This window comes from Paraburkholderia sp. GV068 (assembly GCF_003058125.1).
Lineage (GTDB): Bacteria > Pseudomonadota > Gammaproteobacteria > Burkholderiales > Burkholderiaceae > Paraburkholderia > Paraburkholderia graminis.
In genome coordinates this window covers 961,591-977,860 of the sequence record NZ_QBUB01000001.1, presented here as the reverse complement: position 1 = coordinate 977,860, position 16,270 = coordinate 961,591, and the positions used below count along the sequence as shown (strand labels likewise).

Genomic DNA, 16,270 nt, shown 5'->3' with positions numbered 1-16,270 from the left:
GCCGCGCGAGCGGTCGACGGCGATTTCGTGCATCTGCATCCCCGCACGCGGCCGCCTTTTGCCTTCGCCTCACACCGCGGCTTCGTAAAGCGCCTTCGCCAACCGGTTGTGCCGCTCGATGACCGGTCCGAGTTCCAGCGTCGTCAACTGTCCGTCCTTCACCACGACCTTGCCGCCGATCACGCTATGGCTCACCTGCGGCGGCGCGCAGAACACCAGCGCCGCCACCGGATCGTGCAACGCGCCGGCGAAGAGCGGTTGACGCAAATCGAACGCGACAAAGTCGGCCGCCATGCCCGGCGCGAGCGCGCCGATGTCGTCGCGATTCAGAACCTTCGCGCCGCCGAGCGTGGCGATCTCCAATGCTTCGCGCGCGGTCATCGCATCCGGCCCAAAGCCGACGCGCTGCAACAGCAGCGCCTGGCGCACTTCGGCGACCATCTGCGCGCCGTCGTTCGACGCCGAGCCATCCACGCCGAGACCCACCGGCACACCCGCGAGCCGCATCCGCTTGATCGGCGCGATGCCGGACGCGAGCCGCATGTTCGAGCACGGACAATGCGCGACGCCCGTGCCGGTTCGCGCGAACAGTTCGATGCCGGCGTCGTCGAGTTGCACGCAGTGCGCGTGCCATACGTCGCGCCCGACCCAGCCCAGGTCTTCCGCATATTGCGCGGGCGTCATGCCGAATTTCTCGTGGCTATAGGCAACGTCGTTCGTGTTCTCGGCGAGGTGCGTGTGCAGCGATACGCCGTAGTGCCGCGCCATCACCGCCGATTCGCGCATCAGATCGCGGCTCACCGAAAACGGCGAGCATGGTGCAACGACGACGCGCAGCATCGCGTAACGCTCCTCGTCGTGGTAACTCTCGATGAGCCGCTGCGTGTCCTTCAGAATGTCCGCCTCGCGCTCCACGACCGAATCCGGCGGCAGGCCGCCGTCCTTGCGCCCCACGCTCATGCTGCCGCGCGCCGCATGAAAACGCATGCCGATGCGGCGCGCCGCGACGATGCTGTCGTCGAGCCGGCTGCCGTTCGGATAGATATACAAGTGATCGCTCGACGTCGTGCATCCCGAGAGCAACAGCTCGGCCATTGCGGTCAACGTCGAAATTTCGATCATCTCCGGCGTGAGGTTCGCCCACACCTTGTAGAGGCTCGTGAGCCAGCCGAACAGCTCGGCGTTCTGCGCGGCGGGCAGCGCGCGCGTGAGGCTCTGGTACATGTGATGATGCGTGTTCACGAGGCCGGGAATCACCAGATGTCCGCGCATGTCGAGCACTTCGTCGGCGGTGGGCGGCAGTTCCGCCGTCGGCCCGACCGCGACGATGCGGTTGTCCTCGATATACAAGCCGCCGTCGCGCAGTTCGCGCCGTGCGCCGTCCATCGTGACGAGCACGTCGGCGTGCTTGACCAGCATCGTTCTGTTCGGTTTGTTCGTATTGTTGGTTTCTTGTGCTGCCTGTTCCATCGTCATCCGCTTTCTCCGCCTGATTGCTTCCGTGCAAAGTCGTTCGAACGCGATGTGACCGCGCGTGAGCCGTGTCGCCGCGCCGCCGCGTCCCGTCGAACGCCGTTGGCCCGGTTACCCGGCGTGCTCCGCCGTCTTCGGGACGTGTGCCGCGCATAAGCCTTGAGTTGCTCGGGCCTTATTGCTGCGGCGCACAGACGTAACCTTCGACGGCCAAAATAACGCTGGCAACTCGCGCCGTTGCGATAACCATCCTCAGGCCGGCGATATAGTCGGTCATTTTTGACGACGGTACGATCCAACGGGGATCGTCTACACGGCAAGGCCGCGCGAACGCATCCGCCGAGGATTTCAGCAGACTGTCGTTCATGCGCCAGCTATTATCTTTCTTATCGCGCGCGCGCTCGACAGAACAAGTTTTTACAATGGCTGCCACGGCGCTCGCTTCAATTCGCCGACGGGTATGTAGCCACTGACGTGGAGCCTCGATCCGCCGCAACGTATCTGGATCGGGCTGCCGCCGAAACCTCGCAAACACACAAGGAAAACTGCGAATGGGAAAGCTCACTACCCATGTGCTCGACACCGCGAACGGCCGTCCCGGCGCGGGCATCAAGGTCGAACTCTTCGCGCTTTCGGGCGACACGCGCCGCGCGCTGAAAACCACTCTCACCAATGACGACGGCCGCTGCGACGAACCGCTGCTGCAAGGCGACGCGCTGGTTCCGGGCGAGTACGAACTCGTGTTCGCCGCGGGCGATTACTTCGCGTCGATCGGCACCAAGGTGCCCGAGCCGCGTTTTGTGGATCGCGTCGTGTTGCGCTTCGGTATCGCCGATGCCAACGCGCACTATCACGTGCCGCTGCTCGTATCGCCGTGGTCGTACAGCACTTATCGCGGCAGCTGATCGATCGGGAACCGCAAAAGCGTGCGGTCGATTGCAGAAGCGCAATAACAAACCTTAGAGACGAGTGAACGACGACGCCGTGCGAACTGAGCGCACCGCGTCTTTCACCCCGCAGTCCGCGGGGCGGCGTGACGCACACCACGCCGCCGCGCGAGCAACGAATCAGAAGTGGAGGAGTTTCATGGAAGGCTTTATCACCGACTGGTTGAATCTCGCGATTCGCTGGTTTCACGTCGTCGCCGCAATCGCATGGATCGGCGAGTCGTTCTATTTCGTCGCCCTCGACAACAGCCTGAAACCGCCGCAGGACCCGAACCAGCGCAAGCGCGGCGTGTTCGGCGAACTGTGGCATGTGCACGGCGGCGGCTTCTACAACATGCAGAAGTACACTGTCGCGCCGCCGGAAATGCCGGACGACCTGCACTGGTCGAAGTGGCCGTCGTACACGACGTGGCTGTCGGGCTTCGGGCTTTTCACGGTGCTGTATCTGTTCTCGCCGTCCACGTATCTGATCGACAAAAACGTGCTCGACATGGGCCCCGTGGTCGCGGTCGCGTCGGCGCTCGGTTTTCTCGCCGCCGGCTGGATCGTCTACGACTCGCTGTGCCGCCTTCTCGGCAACAAGGACAAGGTGCTCGGCATCTGCGTCGGCGTGTATGTGCTGATCGCGGCGTGGCTCGCGTGCCATATCTTCGCGGGTCGCGCGGCGTATCTGATCATGGGCGCGATGCTCGCGACCATCATGTCGGCCAACGTGTTCTTCGTGATCATTCCGGGCCAGCGCAAGATGGTCGACGCGATGCTCAAGGGCGACACGCCGAACCCGATCTACGGCAAGCGCGGCAAGCAGCGCTCGGTGCACAACACGTATTTCACGTTGCCCGTCGTCTTCGCGATGCTGTCGAATCACTACGCGATGACGTACACGCATCCGCACAGCTGGGCGGTGCTCGTCGTCATCATGCTGGCCGGCGCACTGATCCGTCAGTTCTTCGTGATGCGTCATCGTGGCCAGGTGCTGTGGTATTTGCCGCTCGCCGGCATCGCGCTGATGTTCGGCGCCCTCTTCTGGACGATGCCCAAGCCGATGGTCCCGCAGGCGCAAGCGGCGAATGCGCCGACGGTGAAAGTGGCCGACATCGCGCCGGTGTTGCAGCAGCGTTGCGTGGCATGCCACTCCGCGCATCCGACGATGATGGGCAGCGCGCCTGCTGGGGTGTTGCTCGATACGCCGGACGAGATCTCGCAGAACGCGCAGCGGATTTATCAGCAAGCGGTGACGCTGAAGGCGATGCCGCTTGGCAATGTCACGCATATGACGGACGACGAACGGATGAAGATCGCTGCGTGGTTCGAGGGGGGTGCGGCGAAGTGATGGCGGGACTGGGCCTTTGCCGGATGTGAGGTCGTTGGGGCCGAGGTCGCTCAGCATCATGGAGCGGGCTTTTCGCGGAAGCGGGAAGCCCGTTTTTTGTTTGCTGCGCGGTGATGGTTGAATTGCTTGCTGGACGCTTCCTCTGTCCCGCAGGCATTCTGTACGGCCTGCTGCCGGTCGACGTTGGTTTCACCAGTCATGGCCGCAGCCGAGGCGCCGGCTAACGCACGTTCTCAGTGATGCCGCCGCTGGCCAAGTCGAAGCCGACTCGCCGATGTTGAGGACCGTCAAAAACCAAAAGAGCCCACGGCATTTCTGCCATGAGCTCCTTACCATCATCCTGCTCGTCAATTGCCAATTACGCCGGAACAGGAACGCTAAACCGCCACCCCACTCAACGCATCCTCAGTCAACCACAGCGGCTCCACAAGATCCTGCTCGTTAAGATTAAGCCCCTCCCCGCCGCGATCGACGACGATAAAGTCGCTCACTTCGCCCAACGCGATCAGCGGATGGTGCCAAACCCCCTTCGCATAATTAACGCCCTGCCAACCGCTCGTCACGAATGCGCGAATCTTCGATTCGTCGAGATCACCCGCGGGCGCGACCACCACCAGATACGGCTTGTCGTTCAGCGGCACGAAAGCCTGACTGCCGAGCGGATGCCGTTCGAGCATCTTCACTTCGAACGGAAGCGTGCGCGGCTGTCCGCGAAACAGGTTGATCAGCGTGCGGCCGTTCTCGTCCGTCACGTCCACCTTTGCGAGGTCGTGATAGCGGATCGTCGTGCCGAGGTTGATCGGGATCTGCTTCGCGCCCTCGAGTTCGATCACGTCGCCGAACGCGGCGAACGCTTCCTTCGTCAATGGTTCGATAGCGAGCGTTTTCATGATGCCAGCGTGCCCCACAAACGCAGACGCGATACGCCGCCGTCCGGAATGATGTTAAAGCGCACGTGCGTCACCGGACCGAGCGCCGCGATCTCGCTTTCGAAGTAATGCTGCTTGTCCATTTGCAGCTTCTGCTCGCCGAGCAGCACGGGCCAGAACATCGCTTGCGTGATCAGCGAACTGTCCGTGCCGCCCGTCACATACGCGGCCTGAATCGAGCAGCGGTCCGGATAGTTGCCCTTGAAGTGCGCGGTGTCGACTTCGATCTTCGAGATCACGCCCGGCTGTGCCAGCGCGACGATCGCCCAGTCGTTGCCCGGTTCGCGACGGCGCCGCGTTTCCCAGCCGTCGCCCATGTTCACGCCGCGGCCCGGCATCAGAATCGTCGACGCCGCGCCGAAGTGCTGATTGTTCGCCGCGACCAGATACGCGCCGTTCTCCATCGCGGCGAGGTCGAATTGCTGCGTGCGGCTGGCGCCCGCCCAGTCGACTTGCGGCTGACCGTACACACGCAGCCGCGCAATGCCGCCATCCGGATAGATGTTCACGCGCAAGTGCGTGTACGCATTCGTGTCGCCGACTTCGAGATAGTGATGGCTGTTGCCTTGCAACGTGATCGACGGCACGATTTCGGTCCATTGCGTCGACTGATTCGGCACGCCGTCCACCACGCGCGCGGCTTCGACGGAAGCGGCCGGCGGAAAGTTACCGGTGAAGTGGCTCGTGTCGAGATCGAGTCCCTTGATCACGCCCGGACGCGCGAGCTTGACGACGCACCAGTCGTAGCCGGTCACGCGCTTGCGGCGCGTTTCCCAGCCGTCCATCCACTTGCCGTGCTCGTCGTACTTGCCTGGAATGAAGACGGCCGGCTCCGGGTTCAGCATGCGGTCCTTCGGCGCGAAGAATTCGTCGCTGGCCTCGAGCGCCTGCGCGCCCAGGCGCGGGTCCGCCAGATTCACGTAACGCCGCGTGAATTCGGGTGCGTTGGGGTCGAGAGTCGGGAGTGCCATCTTTGTCTTCCTTGATGTGTTTGTTAGTGCGAGAAAACGTTCCGTGAAGCCGCGCGTTGATTCAAACGTCCATTCACGCGCTAATCAGGTCTTCGAGCCGGAAACGTGCGATACGGTAGATCTGATCGAGGCTCGCGCGCAGTTCGTCGGCGCGGCTGTTGTTCACGCGCGCCTCGAAGTTCGCGATGATGCCGTGACGGTCATAACCGCGCACCGCGAGAATGAACGGAAAGCCGAACTTCTCGCGATACGCCGCGTTCAGCGCAAGCAGCCTGTCGAACTCTGCCTGCGTGCATTGCGCAAGGCCCGCGCCGCTTTGCTCGCGCGTGGATTCCGCGGTGAGTTCGCCGCGCACCGCCGCCTTGCCCGCGAGCTCCGGGTGCGCATTGATCAACGCGAGCTGCTTGTCTTCGCCCGCCGTCTCGACAATCTTCGACATCTTGCGATGCAGCTCGTCGATGCTCGCAAATGGCCGCTCATTTGCGGCGATTTCCGCGACCCACGGCGAGTGCTCGAAGATGCCCGAGAGCGCCGCGACGAATGCGTCGGTGGAAACGGTGTTGAGTTGGTCCAGTGTGTATTGCATCGCCTTCATGCCGCCGCCTCGCGGTTGTTTTGCTGATACGGATGATGTTCGCGCCAGTGCCGCGCGATGTCGACGCGCCGTGTCACCCAGACGCGATCGTGCTGTTCGATATGGTCGAGAAAACGCTGCAGTCCGCGGAAACGCCCAGGGCGTCCGAGCAGCCGGCAGTGCATGCCGATCGACAGCATCTTCGGCGCTTCGTCGCCTTCTTCGTAGAGCACGTCGAACGCATCGCGCAGGTACGTGAAGAAGTGGTCCGCGGTGTTGAAGCCCTGCGGGCTCGCGAAGCGCATGTCGTTGGTGTCGAGCGTGTACGGCACGATCAGTTGCGGCACGGTCGAGCCGCCTGTGACCTCGACGTCCATCCAGAACGGCAGGTCGTCGCCGTAGTAATCGGAGTCGTATAGAAAGCCGCCGTATTCGGCGACGAGCCGATGCGTGTTCGGACTGTCGCGGCCGGTGTACCAGCCAAGCGGCCGCTCGCCGGTGACGCGCTCGATCGCCTGCATGCCGAGCCGCATATGCTCGGCTTCTTTTTCCGGCGATACGTCCTGATAGTGAATCCAGCGATAGCCATGACACGCGATCTCATGGCCGAGTTCGACGAATGCACGCGCCACTTCGGGATGCCGTTCGATCGCCATGCCCACGCCGAACACGGTGAGCGGCAAGCCGCGCTTTTCGAATTCGCTCAGAATGCGCCACACGCCCGCGCGCGAGCCGTATTCGTAGATCGACTCCATGCTCATGTGACGCGCCGGATACGCAGCCGCGCCGACGATCTCCGACAAGAACTGCTCGGAGCCGGGGTCGCCGTGCAGCACGCAATTTTCACCGCCCTCCTCGTAGTTGAGGACGAATTGCACGGCGACGCGCGCTCGCCCTGGCCAGTTGGCCTGCACGGGGTGGCGGCCGTAGCCGATCAGATCGCGTGGATAGTTGGGGTCGAGTGGCATGGTTTGACGAATGCGTAGTGACGATACGTGTGGGCTCGCGAAGCGCGCTGCAGGATCTGTTGAAGCCTTGTGCGGCGCCGCCGCGATAACCGTCGCGACGGCCACCGAGATGGCCACCGAGATGGCCACCACAACGGCCACCACAAGGCAGCGCACAGCACGTCGGACGGCCCGCGGCGAGTTGGACCAGTGTAGCGAAAACGCGTTGGTGCGCCCATACACCGGCGCAGATAGTGCGTGTCAGACTGAATGTATGTGCGGCTCTGCTTCGCTGGTGTTTACCCGCAGCGAATCGGCATGGCTCACGCGCGGCGGCGCGGGATTCGGGTCCGCTGCCGACGGACTGAACGATTCCAGCGCGCCGTCATAGCGCTTGGGCAATGGCCGCGCATAGTCGCCGCGCTTGGCGGTCGACAGCCGCAGTGCGACGAGCGCTTCCGTCCACTTGACGGCGGCCGTCACGCCTTCGATCACCGGCGCGCCGAGCGCGTCCTCGATCTCCGCGCACAACTCGGCCATGCCCGCGCAGCCGAGCACGATTGCATCGGAACCGTCTTCGGCCAGCGCCCGCCGGCATTCGTCGAGGATGATGCGGCGCGCCGCCGAGCCAGGCTTGTCGAGGTCGAGCACGGCGACGTCGGTCGCGCGCACGTTGCGGCAAAAACGCCGCATGCCGTAACGCTCGGCGAGATGCCACGCCATGCCGCAAGTGCGCGCAAGCGTCGTGACCACCGAAAAGCCCGGCGCGAGCACGCTCGCCGCGTGCATGGCCGCCTCCGCGATGCCGATCACCGGGCCACGCGCGAGCTCGCGCGCCGCGTAGAGACCAGGGTCGCCGAAACACGCGATCACGTAGCCGTCGCAGCCCTCGCGCTCGCCCGCCATCACTTCGGCGAGCAGGCCCGGCGTCGCGAGCGCTTCGTCGTAATAGCCTTCAATGGACGGCGGCCCCATCGTCGGACTGACCGCGATCACCTCGGTGCCCGGCGCGGCGACTTCGCGCGCGCAGCGGCCCATTGCATCGGTCATGCGTTGGGTCGTGTTCGGGTTGATCAGTTTGATACGCATCTCGTCTCCTCTTTCGACTGCATGGGCAATGCACCGGCACTGCCCTTCACCTACCGAAGCTCAGCGTGCCAGCAGGCGATAGAACAACGCCCCAAGACCCGCGCCGATGAACCACGAGAAGTTCGCCATGCCGTCGAGCGACGGCACCATCACGCACAACACGGCGATCAGCGCGGCCGGCAACAACGCGGCAACGGCCCGATAGTTGACGCCGTTGCGATACCAGTACGAACCCGTCGGCGCGACCGTGTACAGATCGTCGAGCACGATCTTCTGGCGCTTCACGAGGTAGTAATCGACGATCAGGATTCCGTACAAAGGTCCGATGAAGCTGCCGAGCACATCCAGCGTGTAGTGAATCACGGCCGGGTTATTGAACAGATTCCACGGCGTGATGAAGATCGACGCAACCGCCGCGAGCATGCCGCCCGCGCGCCAGCTAATGAGCCGCGGCGCGACGTTCGAGAAGTCGAAGGCCGGCGAAACGAAGTTCGCGACGATGTTGATGCCGATGGTCGCAATCGTGAAAGTCAGCGCGCCGAGAATCACGGCGGTCGGATAGTCGATGCGGCCGACCGTTTCCACCGGGTCCGTAATCAGTTGACCGAACACCGGCAGCGTGGCCGCCGTCGTAATCACCGTGACGAGCGAGAACGCGAGAAAGTTGACCGGCAGTCCCCAGAAGTTGCCGCGCTGCACGCTGCGAAAGCTCTTGCCGTAGCGCGAAAAGTCGCCGAAATTCAGCATCGGCCCGGAGAAGTAGGACACCACCAGCGAGGTCGCCGTGATCATCACCGGCAGCACTTCCATGCCGTGATATTTGACGCCGCCCAGATTGATGCCGATGTTGCGCCAGCCCGCGCGATACACCATGTAACCGGCGAGGATGAACATCACGACATAAACGGCCGGACCCGCGAAGTCGATAAACTTCTTGATCGTCTCCATGCCGTGCCAGAACACCAGCGCCTGTAACACCCAGAGCAGCATGAAGCCGGACCAGCCGAGCGTCGAGAGGCCCATAAAGCCATGACGATGCACGTCCGCGTACGGCAGCAGTTGCGGCACGAACTTCAACACGACGATCACCAGCGCACTCGACGCGAGATACGTCTGGATGCCGTACCACGCGACCGCGATCAGCCCGCGAATCACGGCGGGAACATTGGCCCCGAGCACGCCGAAAGTCGCGCGACATGCGACCGGATACGGCACGCCGTTCGCCTGGCTCGGCTTCGCGATCATGTTGCACAACACGTTGACGATGCCGATGCCGACGAGCAGCGCAATCAGCACCTGCCAGCTCGTCAGACCGAGCGCGAAGAGACTGCCGGCGAACACATAACCGCCCACGCTGTGCACGTCCGACATCCAGAACGCGAAGATGTTGTAGGCGCCCCAGGTCTGGTGACGCAGCGGCGCGAGATCCTCGTTGTATAAGCGCTCGCTGTAGCCGGCCGGCATGGCGGGATTGCCGGATGCGTCGCCGTCTGCATAAGGGGGGATTGCGGAACTGCCGGGCGCTGCACTGAACTGAGCCATGATTCCTCCTTGTGATGGGACCGTCGATTGCGAATCGAAGGGCAATGCATTGGCCATGCCACTTGCGGCTTTGCTGCCGGTCCCGCGCCTGCTGTCGTTGCAAGCGCAACAGACTCGGGCCGCCGCGATGGCCACGCCGCGGATGTCTCCGTACTGAAGTACTTGTGGTTATCGCATTGCCGGCGTTCCGCGGACGTCCGGCAATGGGTCTGCTGCTACTTTCGTCCGGCGCGTTGGCGACGGACGCGCGTGCGCCGGCCGGCAGCGCCCGCGCCGGGCCGCCTTGCAACGCTCGCTCTATCGGTTCAGTTCAGTGCGGCGCGCACCAGCAACGGGCGCACGCCGGCCGCTTGCCTCAGCTTGGCGCGGACTTGCGTTTGGATAACGCTTTGGGTGATTCTTCACGCGATGTTTTCGCGGCGCCGCGTGGTGCGCCGCTCATTGCGCCGCTGCTTGCGCCGCTTATGCCGCTCATGCCGCTCATGCCGCTCATGCCGCCGCTCAGCGCGCCGAATACTTCATGCAGGTCGGCTGCGCCGCGTGCGGGCCGCTCCAGCATCTTCAACTCGACGCTTTGCAGATGGCGCGACATGAGTGCCGCCGCCTCTTTGGCATCGCCGGCGTCGAGCGCGGCGAGAATCGCTTCGTGGTCCTCGAACGAACACGGGCTTCGTCCAAGCGACTCGTACAACGCCGAGATCAGCGTGGAGCGCGCGACCAGTCCGTTCAGGCAATCGCACAGCACGGTGTTGCCGGTGAGTTGAGCCAGCTCCGTATGAAACTCGCCGGACAAACGAATCCACGACGAAAAGTCGCGCGTCTCGAACGCCTTGCGTTCGCGGCCGATCATGCCGCCGATGCTCTTTAACCGCCGCATGCCGTGTCCGTTGCAAATCTTTTCGACGACGGCCAGTTCGATGATGCGGCGCATCTCGAACACCTCATGCACTTCCTGAAGCGACGGACTCGCGACGAACGCGCCGCGGTTCGGCTCAAGATCCACGAGACGATCCGTCGCGAGTTGCGCCAACGCTTGCCGGATCGGACCACGCTTCACCGCGAATACTTCGCACAACTGTGCTTCGGTCAACTTCGCTCCGGGCGCCAACCGATGCTCGAGAATCGCGGCACGAATGCGCTCGGCAATTGCTTCGGGCTTCGAACTATTTACGCTGACGGATTCGGTGTCGGTGTCGGTGTCGGACATGATGTGTGTCTCGGTATGTTGGTCATATTAGGATGGACATAAAGATTGTCAACAATTTTTGCGGCGATCATCGACAATTTTTCGTGGTGCGGTGCGGCGTGAATTGGCCTGGGTGATTTGGCGGCTTTGTCAGCAAGGACGCGCCGCTCGGCCGGCGAGCACAGTCGCTGTCTTTGAGCGGCTATTTTGTCGACAAAATCGTTACTTCACCGCTGCCTTCGTTGCCCGAACGGGCGTTCGGATGAGGCCGTTAGTTGCGTTGACGCGCCATGAAAAACGGGCCGCAGCCCGCTTCTTAGGTGCCCGGGCATTCAACCCAGGAATGGATAGTTGGATAACGTCAGCCTGAAGCCGCGGGCGTCGGCGATGAGGTGCGCGTCGGCGCCCACAGGCAGCGTCACCATGTCCGGCACATGGCCGAACTGCAGGCCAGTGACGATCGGAATGCCGATCACCGATCTCATGTGCTCGATCATGGCTTGCAGGTCGTAGCCGTTGTCATAGTCATACAACTTGCCGCCCGAAAAATCGCCGAGCACGAGTGCCTGCTGCTGACCCAGGATGCCCGACAGATGCAATTGATAAAGCATCCGCTCGATACGAAACGGTTGCTCGTTGACGTCTTCGACAAACAGCACGCCGCCTTGCACTGGTGGCATGTACGGCGTGCCGATGAGCGACGTCAGCACCGCCAGATTGCCGCCCCACAAGGTGCCGGAGACGTCGACCGCGTGCGCTTGCGGGACGTTTCGCGCGATCGTCACGCTGGGCTTTGTCAGCGCGGACCAGAAGTGCTGCATCGTGAATTCGCTGACGTGTTCCGCGCCGAAGTCGCTCATCAGCATCGGCCCGCTGAACGTTTTCAGCCCGGCGCGCGCGAGGAGCGCCAACTGAATCGCCGTGAAGTCGCTATGGCCGACGAGCGCGACCGGTTGATCGGTCAGCCGGCGTTGCAGCCCGTCGTAATCGAGGCCGTGCAGGAGACGCATCGCGCCGTATCCGCCGCGCACGGCCAGCACAATATCGGGCAACGCGCGCGATGCATCCGCGAGCCGGTTCAGGTCCGCAGCGCGCTCGCCGTCCGTACCGCCGAAGCGCTGATAGCGACGCCGCGTCGCGTCGACGCCCTCCACCCGATGCCCTTGCCCGCGCAGGCGCTGCAACGCCCGATTCAGCACCTCGGAGTCAGGCGGGTAGCCGGACGGTGCGATCAGATCGAAGGTACGGTGGACAGTCATCGGCGGGACCTTGTTATGGTGTTGGCTGCGGTTGTTGGTTGCGGTTGTCGGCTGCGGTTGTTGGCTGCGGTTGTTGGCTGCGGTTGTTGGTTGCGGTTGTTGGTTGCGGTTGCTGATCGAGGTTGCTGGTTGGAGTTGTGCGCGCGGTTGCTGTTCAGAGCGGCTCGCCTGGCTTGCTTTGCGCACCGACGCCGGCGCGCGCCGCCGCCCGCGCTTCGCGGCTTGCGCGCCGCCGTTCCGCGAAGAACGACTTCAGTGCGGCGCCGCATTCGCTTTCGAGCACGCCGCCCGTTACCTCGGTGTGGTGATTCAACTGCGGGTTCGCGAACGCATCGACGACGCTCCCGCACGCGCCCGTTTTCGGATCGCGTGCGCCGAACACAACCCGGGCGATGCGCGCATGCATGATCGCGCCGGCGCACATCAAACACGGCTCGAGCGTCACATACAGTTCGCAGCCCGGCAAGCGATAGTTCTGCGCAACTTGCGCCGCGGCACGCAACGCGACCATCTCCGCATGCGCCGACGGATCGTGCGCGCCGATCGGATGGTTGAAGCCCGTCGCGATTACTTCGTCGCCGCGCACCAGCACTGCGCCGACGGGCACTTCGCCGGCCGCGCGCGCCTCTTCGGCGGCGGCCTGGGCGAGCGCCATGAAGCGGCGGTCGCGGTCGGAGATGGGGGTGGGGATGCCGGTGGGCGGTGCAGCCGGATCGCTTGCGGCGGTTGCGGCAGTTGCGGCAGTTGCGGCAGTTGCGGCAGTTGCGGCAGTTGCCGGAGTTGCCGGAGTTGTGGCAGAGGCAGCGGTTTCAGCAGAGGCAGCGGTTTCGGCAGGTGCAGCAGTTTCGGCAGTCGCAGCGGCTGCGGGGATCGCGGCAGTTGCAGCAGGAGCACCAGACCCAGCGGTTTCAGCAGAGGCCGTTGTAGTTGCGGGTGAAGGCTCAGCGACGGCCGACTGCGCGACCAGCGGCCGCCCTGGCGCGGACACGCCAGTGGCGTCGACGCGCGGCGTGCCCCCCGCGCAAGCACCGCTCGCCGTGTCAACGCCCTCGACAACAGCAGGCGATCCATCCGACGCCTTGCTGCCCTCGATCCGATCCGGCTCGGCATGCGCCGCGCCCCGATGGACGACGGGCTCGCTCACCGCGACCTCGCAGCGACGTTCTCCGCGCCGGACACAACCGACGCCGCGCTTTCCAATCGAGACGTTTCGTCATTGGAAGCACGCTCGGACAGCCGTTCGGCGATCCGACGGCAATATTCGCGCGGCAACGCCATAGCGCTCCCGCGCAGCGATTCCAGCGCCATATCGAGCGCCAGCATGCGCGCCTGGAGGCGACAGCGCGTAGCCTTGTCGCTCACGGCATTCAGCTCGGCCTGCAAGTCACGCAACGCGCGCAACTGCTCGACGGCAGGCGGCACGAAACCCGCATTTTTCAGAATCCGGTTCGCGACGCGCACCTCTTCCGGGACGAGTGCATCGTCGTCGAGGCAAAGCGGCGCGCCCGCGCCCGGCAAATCGTCGAACTCGCCGCGCGCCGCGGCGGCGGCAATACGCTGTTCGACTAACGCATCAAGCAATCTCATCTGCAATCCACTACGTTGCGGCCCAAGGCATTCTATCAGGGCGCGCGACGGTTGCCTCCGCCGGGGCGACCGGCGCCGCCGCCCCTTCGCATCTTGCGCGGACATTTCGTGGATGCTGTGTATGCGGCGTTTGTGGACGCAAGCCGGCCATGTGAGCGCGCCGAGCGTGCAATCAATTCGAGCCCAGTTCCGCGGTAGCGCCGGGCCCTCGTACGATCCACAGCAAGCCCGAGAGCCCACGATGCGGACTTCCCTCCCCTATGACTCGGCAGCTTCGAGCGGCCACCGCGCAAGCGCGATATGCCGGGTACGCCCCAACAAGCTATGTATCAACGCAAAACCGCGCACATTCCAGCAGACCGGCTCGACCGGGCGCGGCGCAGCCCACGGCAAACCGTAAGCCAACGTCACATGCGGCGTAAAAGCCACGGCCCCCGAGCCCCGATGACTGTCGAGGCCGCAGCTCTCCAACGCGCTGCGCAATGCATCATGAAGCGCATGCAGGCCGACGACGCCCTCAGTTCCCGTCAGCACCAATGGCCCCGGCCGTGGCTTCGAAGCGAAGCTCTCGACCGTATCGAATTCGACGGTAAACGGCGCCACGCGCACCGACGCGGCCGCCTGCATGGCCGCCGCCACCTGGGCCTGCGGCAGCCCGCCTGCAAAAGTGCCGAGGTGACGCAGCGTGACGTGCAACCGATTGGCGGCGAGCGGCTTGCCGCGGGCGCGCGCCTCCCCGCAAAGCTCCTGCGCGAGCTTTGAAATGCTGGCCGCCGTGCTAGTGTCCGGAAACACAGCGAAGAACAGACCGTCGGTCGGGGTTGGCGGCGCCTCGAGCCCGGGCAACCACAGTTGTTCAGGCATCTTGCTCCTGCGTGGTGAAAGCCGGCATCTACACGGATCCTCCTTCACATTAACTGGCCATTAACTGACTCGGGGGTGCTGCGAGCGCGAAAGCCGCACTGCCGCCCCCCCAAAAAAACGCTTGCCGTACCAAACCGTCTACGTAGAATACTGTACATTCATACAGTACGGGCGGCAACGTGAAATTGCAGAAAAACCAGAAGTTCTGGCAGAGAAAACAACAGGTCTACCTCAATGAAAGACGACGTCGCGCAGGTCCCTTTTTCCACGGCGTTCTGGTACTGGCTGCGGCTCGGCTTCATGAGCTTCGGCGGTCCGGCGGGCCAGATTGCGCTCATGCATGAGGAACTCGTCGAAAGAAAGCGCTGGATCTCGGAAAAGCGCTTCCTGCATGCGCTGAATTTCTGCATGGTGCTGCCGGGCCCGGAGGCGCAGCAACTGGCCACGTACATCGGCTGGCTCATGCATCGCACGTGGGGCGGCGTGATCGCGGGCGGACTGTTCGTGCTGCCGTCGCTCTTCATTCTGATGGGCCTTTCGTGGGTCTATCTCGTGTTCGGCAGCGTCCCGGCCGTGGCCGGCGTGCTTTATGGCATCAAGCCGGCCGTGACGGCGATTGTCGTGTTCGCCGCGTATCGCATCGGCTCGCGAGCGCTCAAGAACGCGTGGCTATGGACGATCGCCGCCGCCGCGTTTCTCGCGATTTTCGTCGGCAATGTGCCCTTCCCGCTGATTGTTCTCGTCGCCGGCATCATCGGGTACTTGGGTGGCAAATATGCGCCGGCCCGCTTCGCGATGGGCGGGAAACACGCCGCCGCCGCACAGCTTCATGGTCCGGTGCTGATCGACGACGACACGCCGACGCCTCGCCATGCGCTCTTCACGTGGAAGCGCTTTTCTATTGTGCTCGCGAGCTTCGTCGCCTTATGGCTCGCGGCGATCGGTACGCTGGCGGCGCTCTACGGATGGAGCGGCGCGCTCACGCAAATGGCCTGGTTTTTCACGAAGGCCGCGCTGCTTACGTTCGGCGGCGCCTACGCTGTTTTGCCGTACGTCTATCAGGGCGCGGTCGAGCATCAGCATTGGCTCACGGGACTTCAGATGATCGACGGCCTCGCACTCGGCGAGACGACGCCCGGCCCGCTGATCATGGTCGTCGCGTTCGTCGGCTTTGTCGGTGGATGGACGAAAGCGATATTCGGTCCGCACGCGCTGCTCTTGTCCGCGGTCGTCGCGTCGACGGTCGTGACGTTCTTCACCTTCCTGCCTTCGTTCATGTTCATTCTGCTTGGCGGCCCGTTTATCGAGACCACGCACGGCAACCTGAAATTCACCGCGCCGCTGACGGCGATCACCGCAGCCGTGGTCGGCGTCATCGTGAATCTCGCGGTCTTCTTTGCGTTGCACGTTTTGTGGCCGCACGGCCTGCATGGAAGTTTCGACTGGCCGTCGCTCGTCATCGGGTTCGCGGCGGCGCTTGCCCTGTTTCGGCTGAAGGCCGGCGTGATACCGGTGGTGCTGACGTGCGGCGCGGCAGGGCTCGCGTTCCGGCTGCTTGCATGAAGCGCG

16 protein-coding genes are annotated in these 16,270 nt (G+C 63.8%); 3 read left to right on the top strand and 13 right to left on the bottom strand.

Features of this window, described 5'->3' with window-relative positions; translation table 11 throughout:
• Positions 1-69: 69 nt before the first annotated feature.
• A complete protein-coding gene (locus C8K18_RS04405; RefSeq protein ID WP_107706750.1) occupies positions 70-1,476 on the bottom strand; it encodes an 8-oxoguanine deaminase in 1,407 nt (468 codons plus the stop codon).
• A 172-nt stretch (positions 1,477-1,648) separates the two neighbouring features.
• Positions 1,649-1,906 carry a hypothetical protein gene (locus C8K18_RS04400; RefSeq protein ID WP_161966571.1) on the bottom strand — a complete coding sequence of 86 codons (258 nt, stop codon included), beginning with the start codon at positions 1,904-1,906 and terminating at the stop codon, positions 1,649-1,651.
• Between the two features lie 118 nt (positions 1,907-2,024).
• Here C8K18_RS04400 and uraH point away from each other — a divergent pair, with 118 nt between their 5' ends.
• A complete protein-coding gene (gene uraH, locus C8K18_RS04395) occupies positions 2,025-2,378 on the top strand; it encodes a hydroxyisourate hydrolase (protein WP_006051770.1) in 354 nt (117 codons plus the stop codon).
• A gap of 181 nt (positions 2,379-2,559) precedes the next feature.
• Positions 2,560-3,753, top strand: a complete 1,194-nt coding sequence (locus C8K18_RS04390; protein WP_006051771.1) for a urate hydroxylase PuuD — start codon at positions 2,560-2,562, stop codon at positions 3,751-3,753.
• Positions 3,754-4,130: 377 nt separating this feature from the next.
• Here the strand turns inward: C8K18_RS04390 and C8K18_RS04385 are convergent, their stop codons facing one another.
• The 11 genes from C8K18_RS04385 to C8K18_RS04330 all read right to left on the bottom strand — a co-directional run bounded on the left by C8K18_RS04385 (position 4,131) and on the right by C8K18_RS04330 (position 14,701).
• Positions 4,131-4,643: an ureidoglycolate lyase gene (locus C8K18_RS04385; RefSeq protein ID WP_107706748.1), complete on the bottom strand. Its 513-nt coding sequence runs from the start codon at positions 4,641-4,643 to the stop codon at positions 4,131-4,133.
• On the bottom strand, positions 4,640-5,653 hold the full coding sequence (alc, locus tag C8K18_RS04380; protein WP_006051773.1) for an allantoicase: 1,014 nt from the start codon (positions 5,651-5,653) through the stop codon (positions 4,640-4,642). Before alc ends, C8K18_RS04385 begins: the two co-directional genes overlap by 4 nt.
• A 73-nt stretch (positions 5,654-5,726) precedes the next feature.
• The gene (uraD, locus tag C8K18_RS04375; RefSeq protein WP_107706747.1) at positions 5,727-6,248 is read right to left on the bottom strand and encodes a 2-oxo-4-hydroxy-4-carboxy-5-ureidoimidazoline decarboxylase; all 522 of its coding nucleotides are present in this window, start codon (positions 6,246-6,248) and stop codon (positions 5,727-5,729) included.
• Positions 6,245-7,195 (bottom strand): allantoinase PuuE, encoded by a 951-nt coding sequence (puuE, locus tag C8K18_RS04370; RefSeq protein WP_107706746.1) that lies wholly within the window; start codon positions 7,193-7,195, stop codon positions 6,245-6,247. Before puuE ends, uraD begins: the two co-directional genes overlap by 4 nt.
• A gap of 240 nt (positions 7,196-7,435) precedes the next feature.
• Positions 7,436-8,263, bottom strand: coding sequence for an aspartate/glutamate racemase family protein (locus C8K18_RS04365; protein WP_107706745.1), 828 nt, complete (start codon positions 8,261-8,263; stop codon positions 7,436-7,438).
• A 60-nt stretch (positions 8,264-8,323) separates the two neighbouring features.
• Complete coding sequence (locus C8K18_RS04360; RefSeq protein WP_006051777.1) at positions 8,324-9,805, bottom strand: NCS1 family nucleobase:cation symporter-1; 1,482 nt, start codon at positions 9,803-9,805, stop codon at positions 8,324-8,326.
• A 355-nt stretch (positions 9,806-10,160) separates the two neighbouring features.
• Positions 10,161-11,012: a GntR family transcriptional regulator gene (locus C8K18_RS04355; protein ID WP_107706744.1), complete on the bottom strand. Its 852-nt coding sequence runs from the start codon at positions 11,010-11,012 to the stop codon at positions 10,161-10,163.
• A gap of 311 nt (positions 11,013-11,323) precedes the next feature.
• The gene (gene ldcA, locus C8K18_RS04350) at positions 11,324-12,250 is read right to left on the bottom strand and encodes a muramoyltetrapeptide carboxypeptidase (RefSeq protein WP_053858191.1); all 927 of its coding nucleotides are present in this window, start codon (positions 12,248-12,250) and stop codon (positions 11,324-11,326) included.
• A 154-nt stretch (positions 12,251-12,404) separates the two neighbouring features.
• A complete protein-coding gene (gene tadA, locus C8K18_RS04345) occupies positions 12,405-12,941 on the bottom strand; it encodes a tRNA adenosine(34) deaminase TadA (protein ID WP_244231002.1) in 537 nt (178 codons plus the stop codon).
• Positions 12,942-13,390: 449 nt separating this feature from the next.
• Positions 13,391-13,837 carry a DnaJ family domain-containing protein gene (locus C8K18_RS04335; RefSeq protein WP_006051782.1) on the bottom strand — a complete coding sequence of 149 codons (447 nt, stop codon included), beginning with the start codon at positions 13,835-13,837 and terminating at the stop codon, positions 13,391-13,393.
• Positions 13,838-14,095: 258 nt separating this feature from the next.
• Positions 14,096-14,701, bottom strand: coding sequence for a 2'-5' RNA ligase family protein (locus C8K18_RS04330; RefSeq protein WP_053858194.1), 606 nt, complete (start codon positions 14,699-14,701; stop codon positions 14,096-14,098).
• Positions 14,702-14,935: 234 nt separating this feature from the next.
• Here C8K18_RS04330 and chrA point away from each other — a divergent pair, with 234 nt between their 5' ends.
• Positions 14,936-16,264, top strand: coding sequence for a chromate efflux transporter (chrA, locus tag C8K18_RS04325; protein WP_107706741.1), 1,329 nt, complete (start codon positions 14,936-14,938; stop codon positions 16,262-16,264).
• Positions 16,265-16,270: the final 6 nt, after the last annotated feature.

Excerpts from the sequence above, each read along its gene's own strand:
- alc (WP_006051773.1), bottom strand. The coding sequence starts at position 5,653 with ATGGCACTCCCGACTCTCGACCCCAACGCACCCGAATTCACGCGGCGT.
- C8K18_RS04365 (WP_107706745.1), bottom strand. The coding sequence starts at position 8,263 with ATGCGTATCAAACTGATCAACCCGAACACGACCCAACGCATGACCGAT.
- C8K18_RS04360 (WP_006051777.1), bottom strand. The coding sequence starts at position 9,805 with ATGGCTCAGTTCAGTGCAGCGCCCGGCAGTTCCGCAATCCCCCCTTAT.
- C8K18_RS04405 (WP_107706750.1), bottom strand. The coding sequence starts at position 1,476 with ATGACGATGGAACAGGCAGCACAAGAAACCAACAATACGAACAAACCG.
- C8K18_RS04330 (WP_053858194.1), bottom strand. The coding sequence starts at position 14,701 with ATGCCTGAACAACTGTGGTTGCCCGGGCTCGAGGCGCCGCCAACCCCG.
- C8K18_RS04355 (WP_107706744.1), bottom strand. The coding sequence starts at position 11,012 with ATGTCCGACACCGACACCGACACCGAATCCGTCAGCGTAAATAGTTCG.
- uraH (WP_006051770.1), top strand. The coding sequence starts at position 2,025 with ATGGGAAAGCTCACTACCCATGTGCTCGACACCGCGAACGGCCGTCCC.
- ldcA (WP_053858191.1), bottom strand. The coding sequence starts at position 12,250 with ATGACTGTCCACCGTACCTTCGATCTGATCGCACCGTCCGGCTACCCG.
- C8K18_RS04390 (WP_006051771.1), top strand. The coding sequence starts at position 2,560 with ATGGAAGGCTTTATCACCGACTGGTTGAATCTCGCGATTCGCTGGTTT.
- uraD (WP_107706747.1), bottom strand. The coding sequence starts at position 6,248 with ATGAAGGCGATGCAATACACACTGGACCAACTCAACACCGTTTCCACC.
- C8K18_RS04385 (WP_107706748.1), bottom strand. The coding sequence starts at position 4,643 with ATGAAAACGCTCGCTATCGAACCATTGACGAAGGAAGCGTTCGCCGCG.
- puuE (WP_107706746.1), bottom strand. The coding sequence starts at position 7,195 with ATGCCACTCGACCCCAACTATCCACGCGATCTGATCGGCTACGGCCGC.
- chrA (WP_107706741.1), top strand. The coding sequence starts at position 14,936 with ATGAAAGACGACGTCGCGCAGGTCCCTTTTTCCACGGCGTTCTGGTAC.
- C8K18_RS04335 (WP_006051782.1), bottom strand. The coding sequence starts at position 13,837 with ATGAGATTGCTTGATGCGTTAGTCGAACAGCGTATTGCCGCCGCCGCG.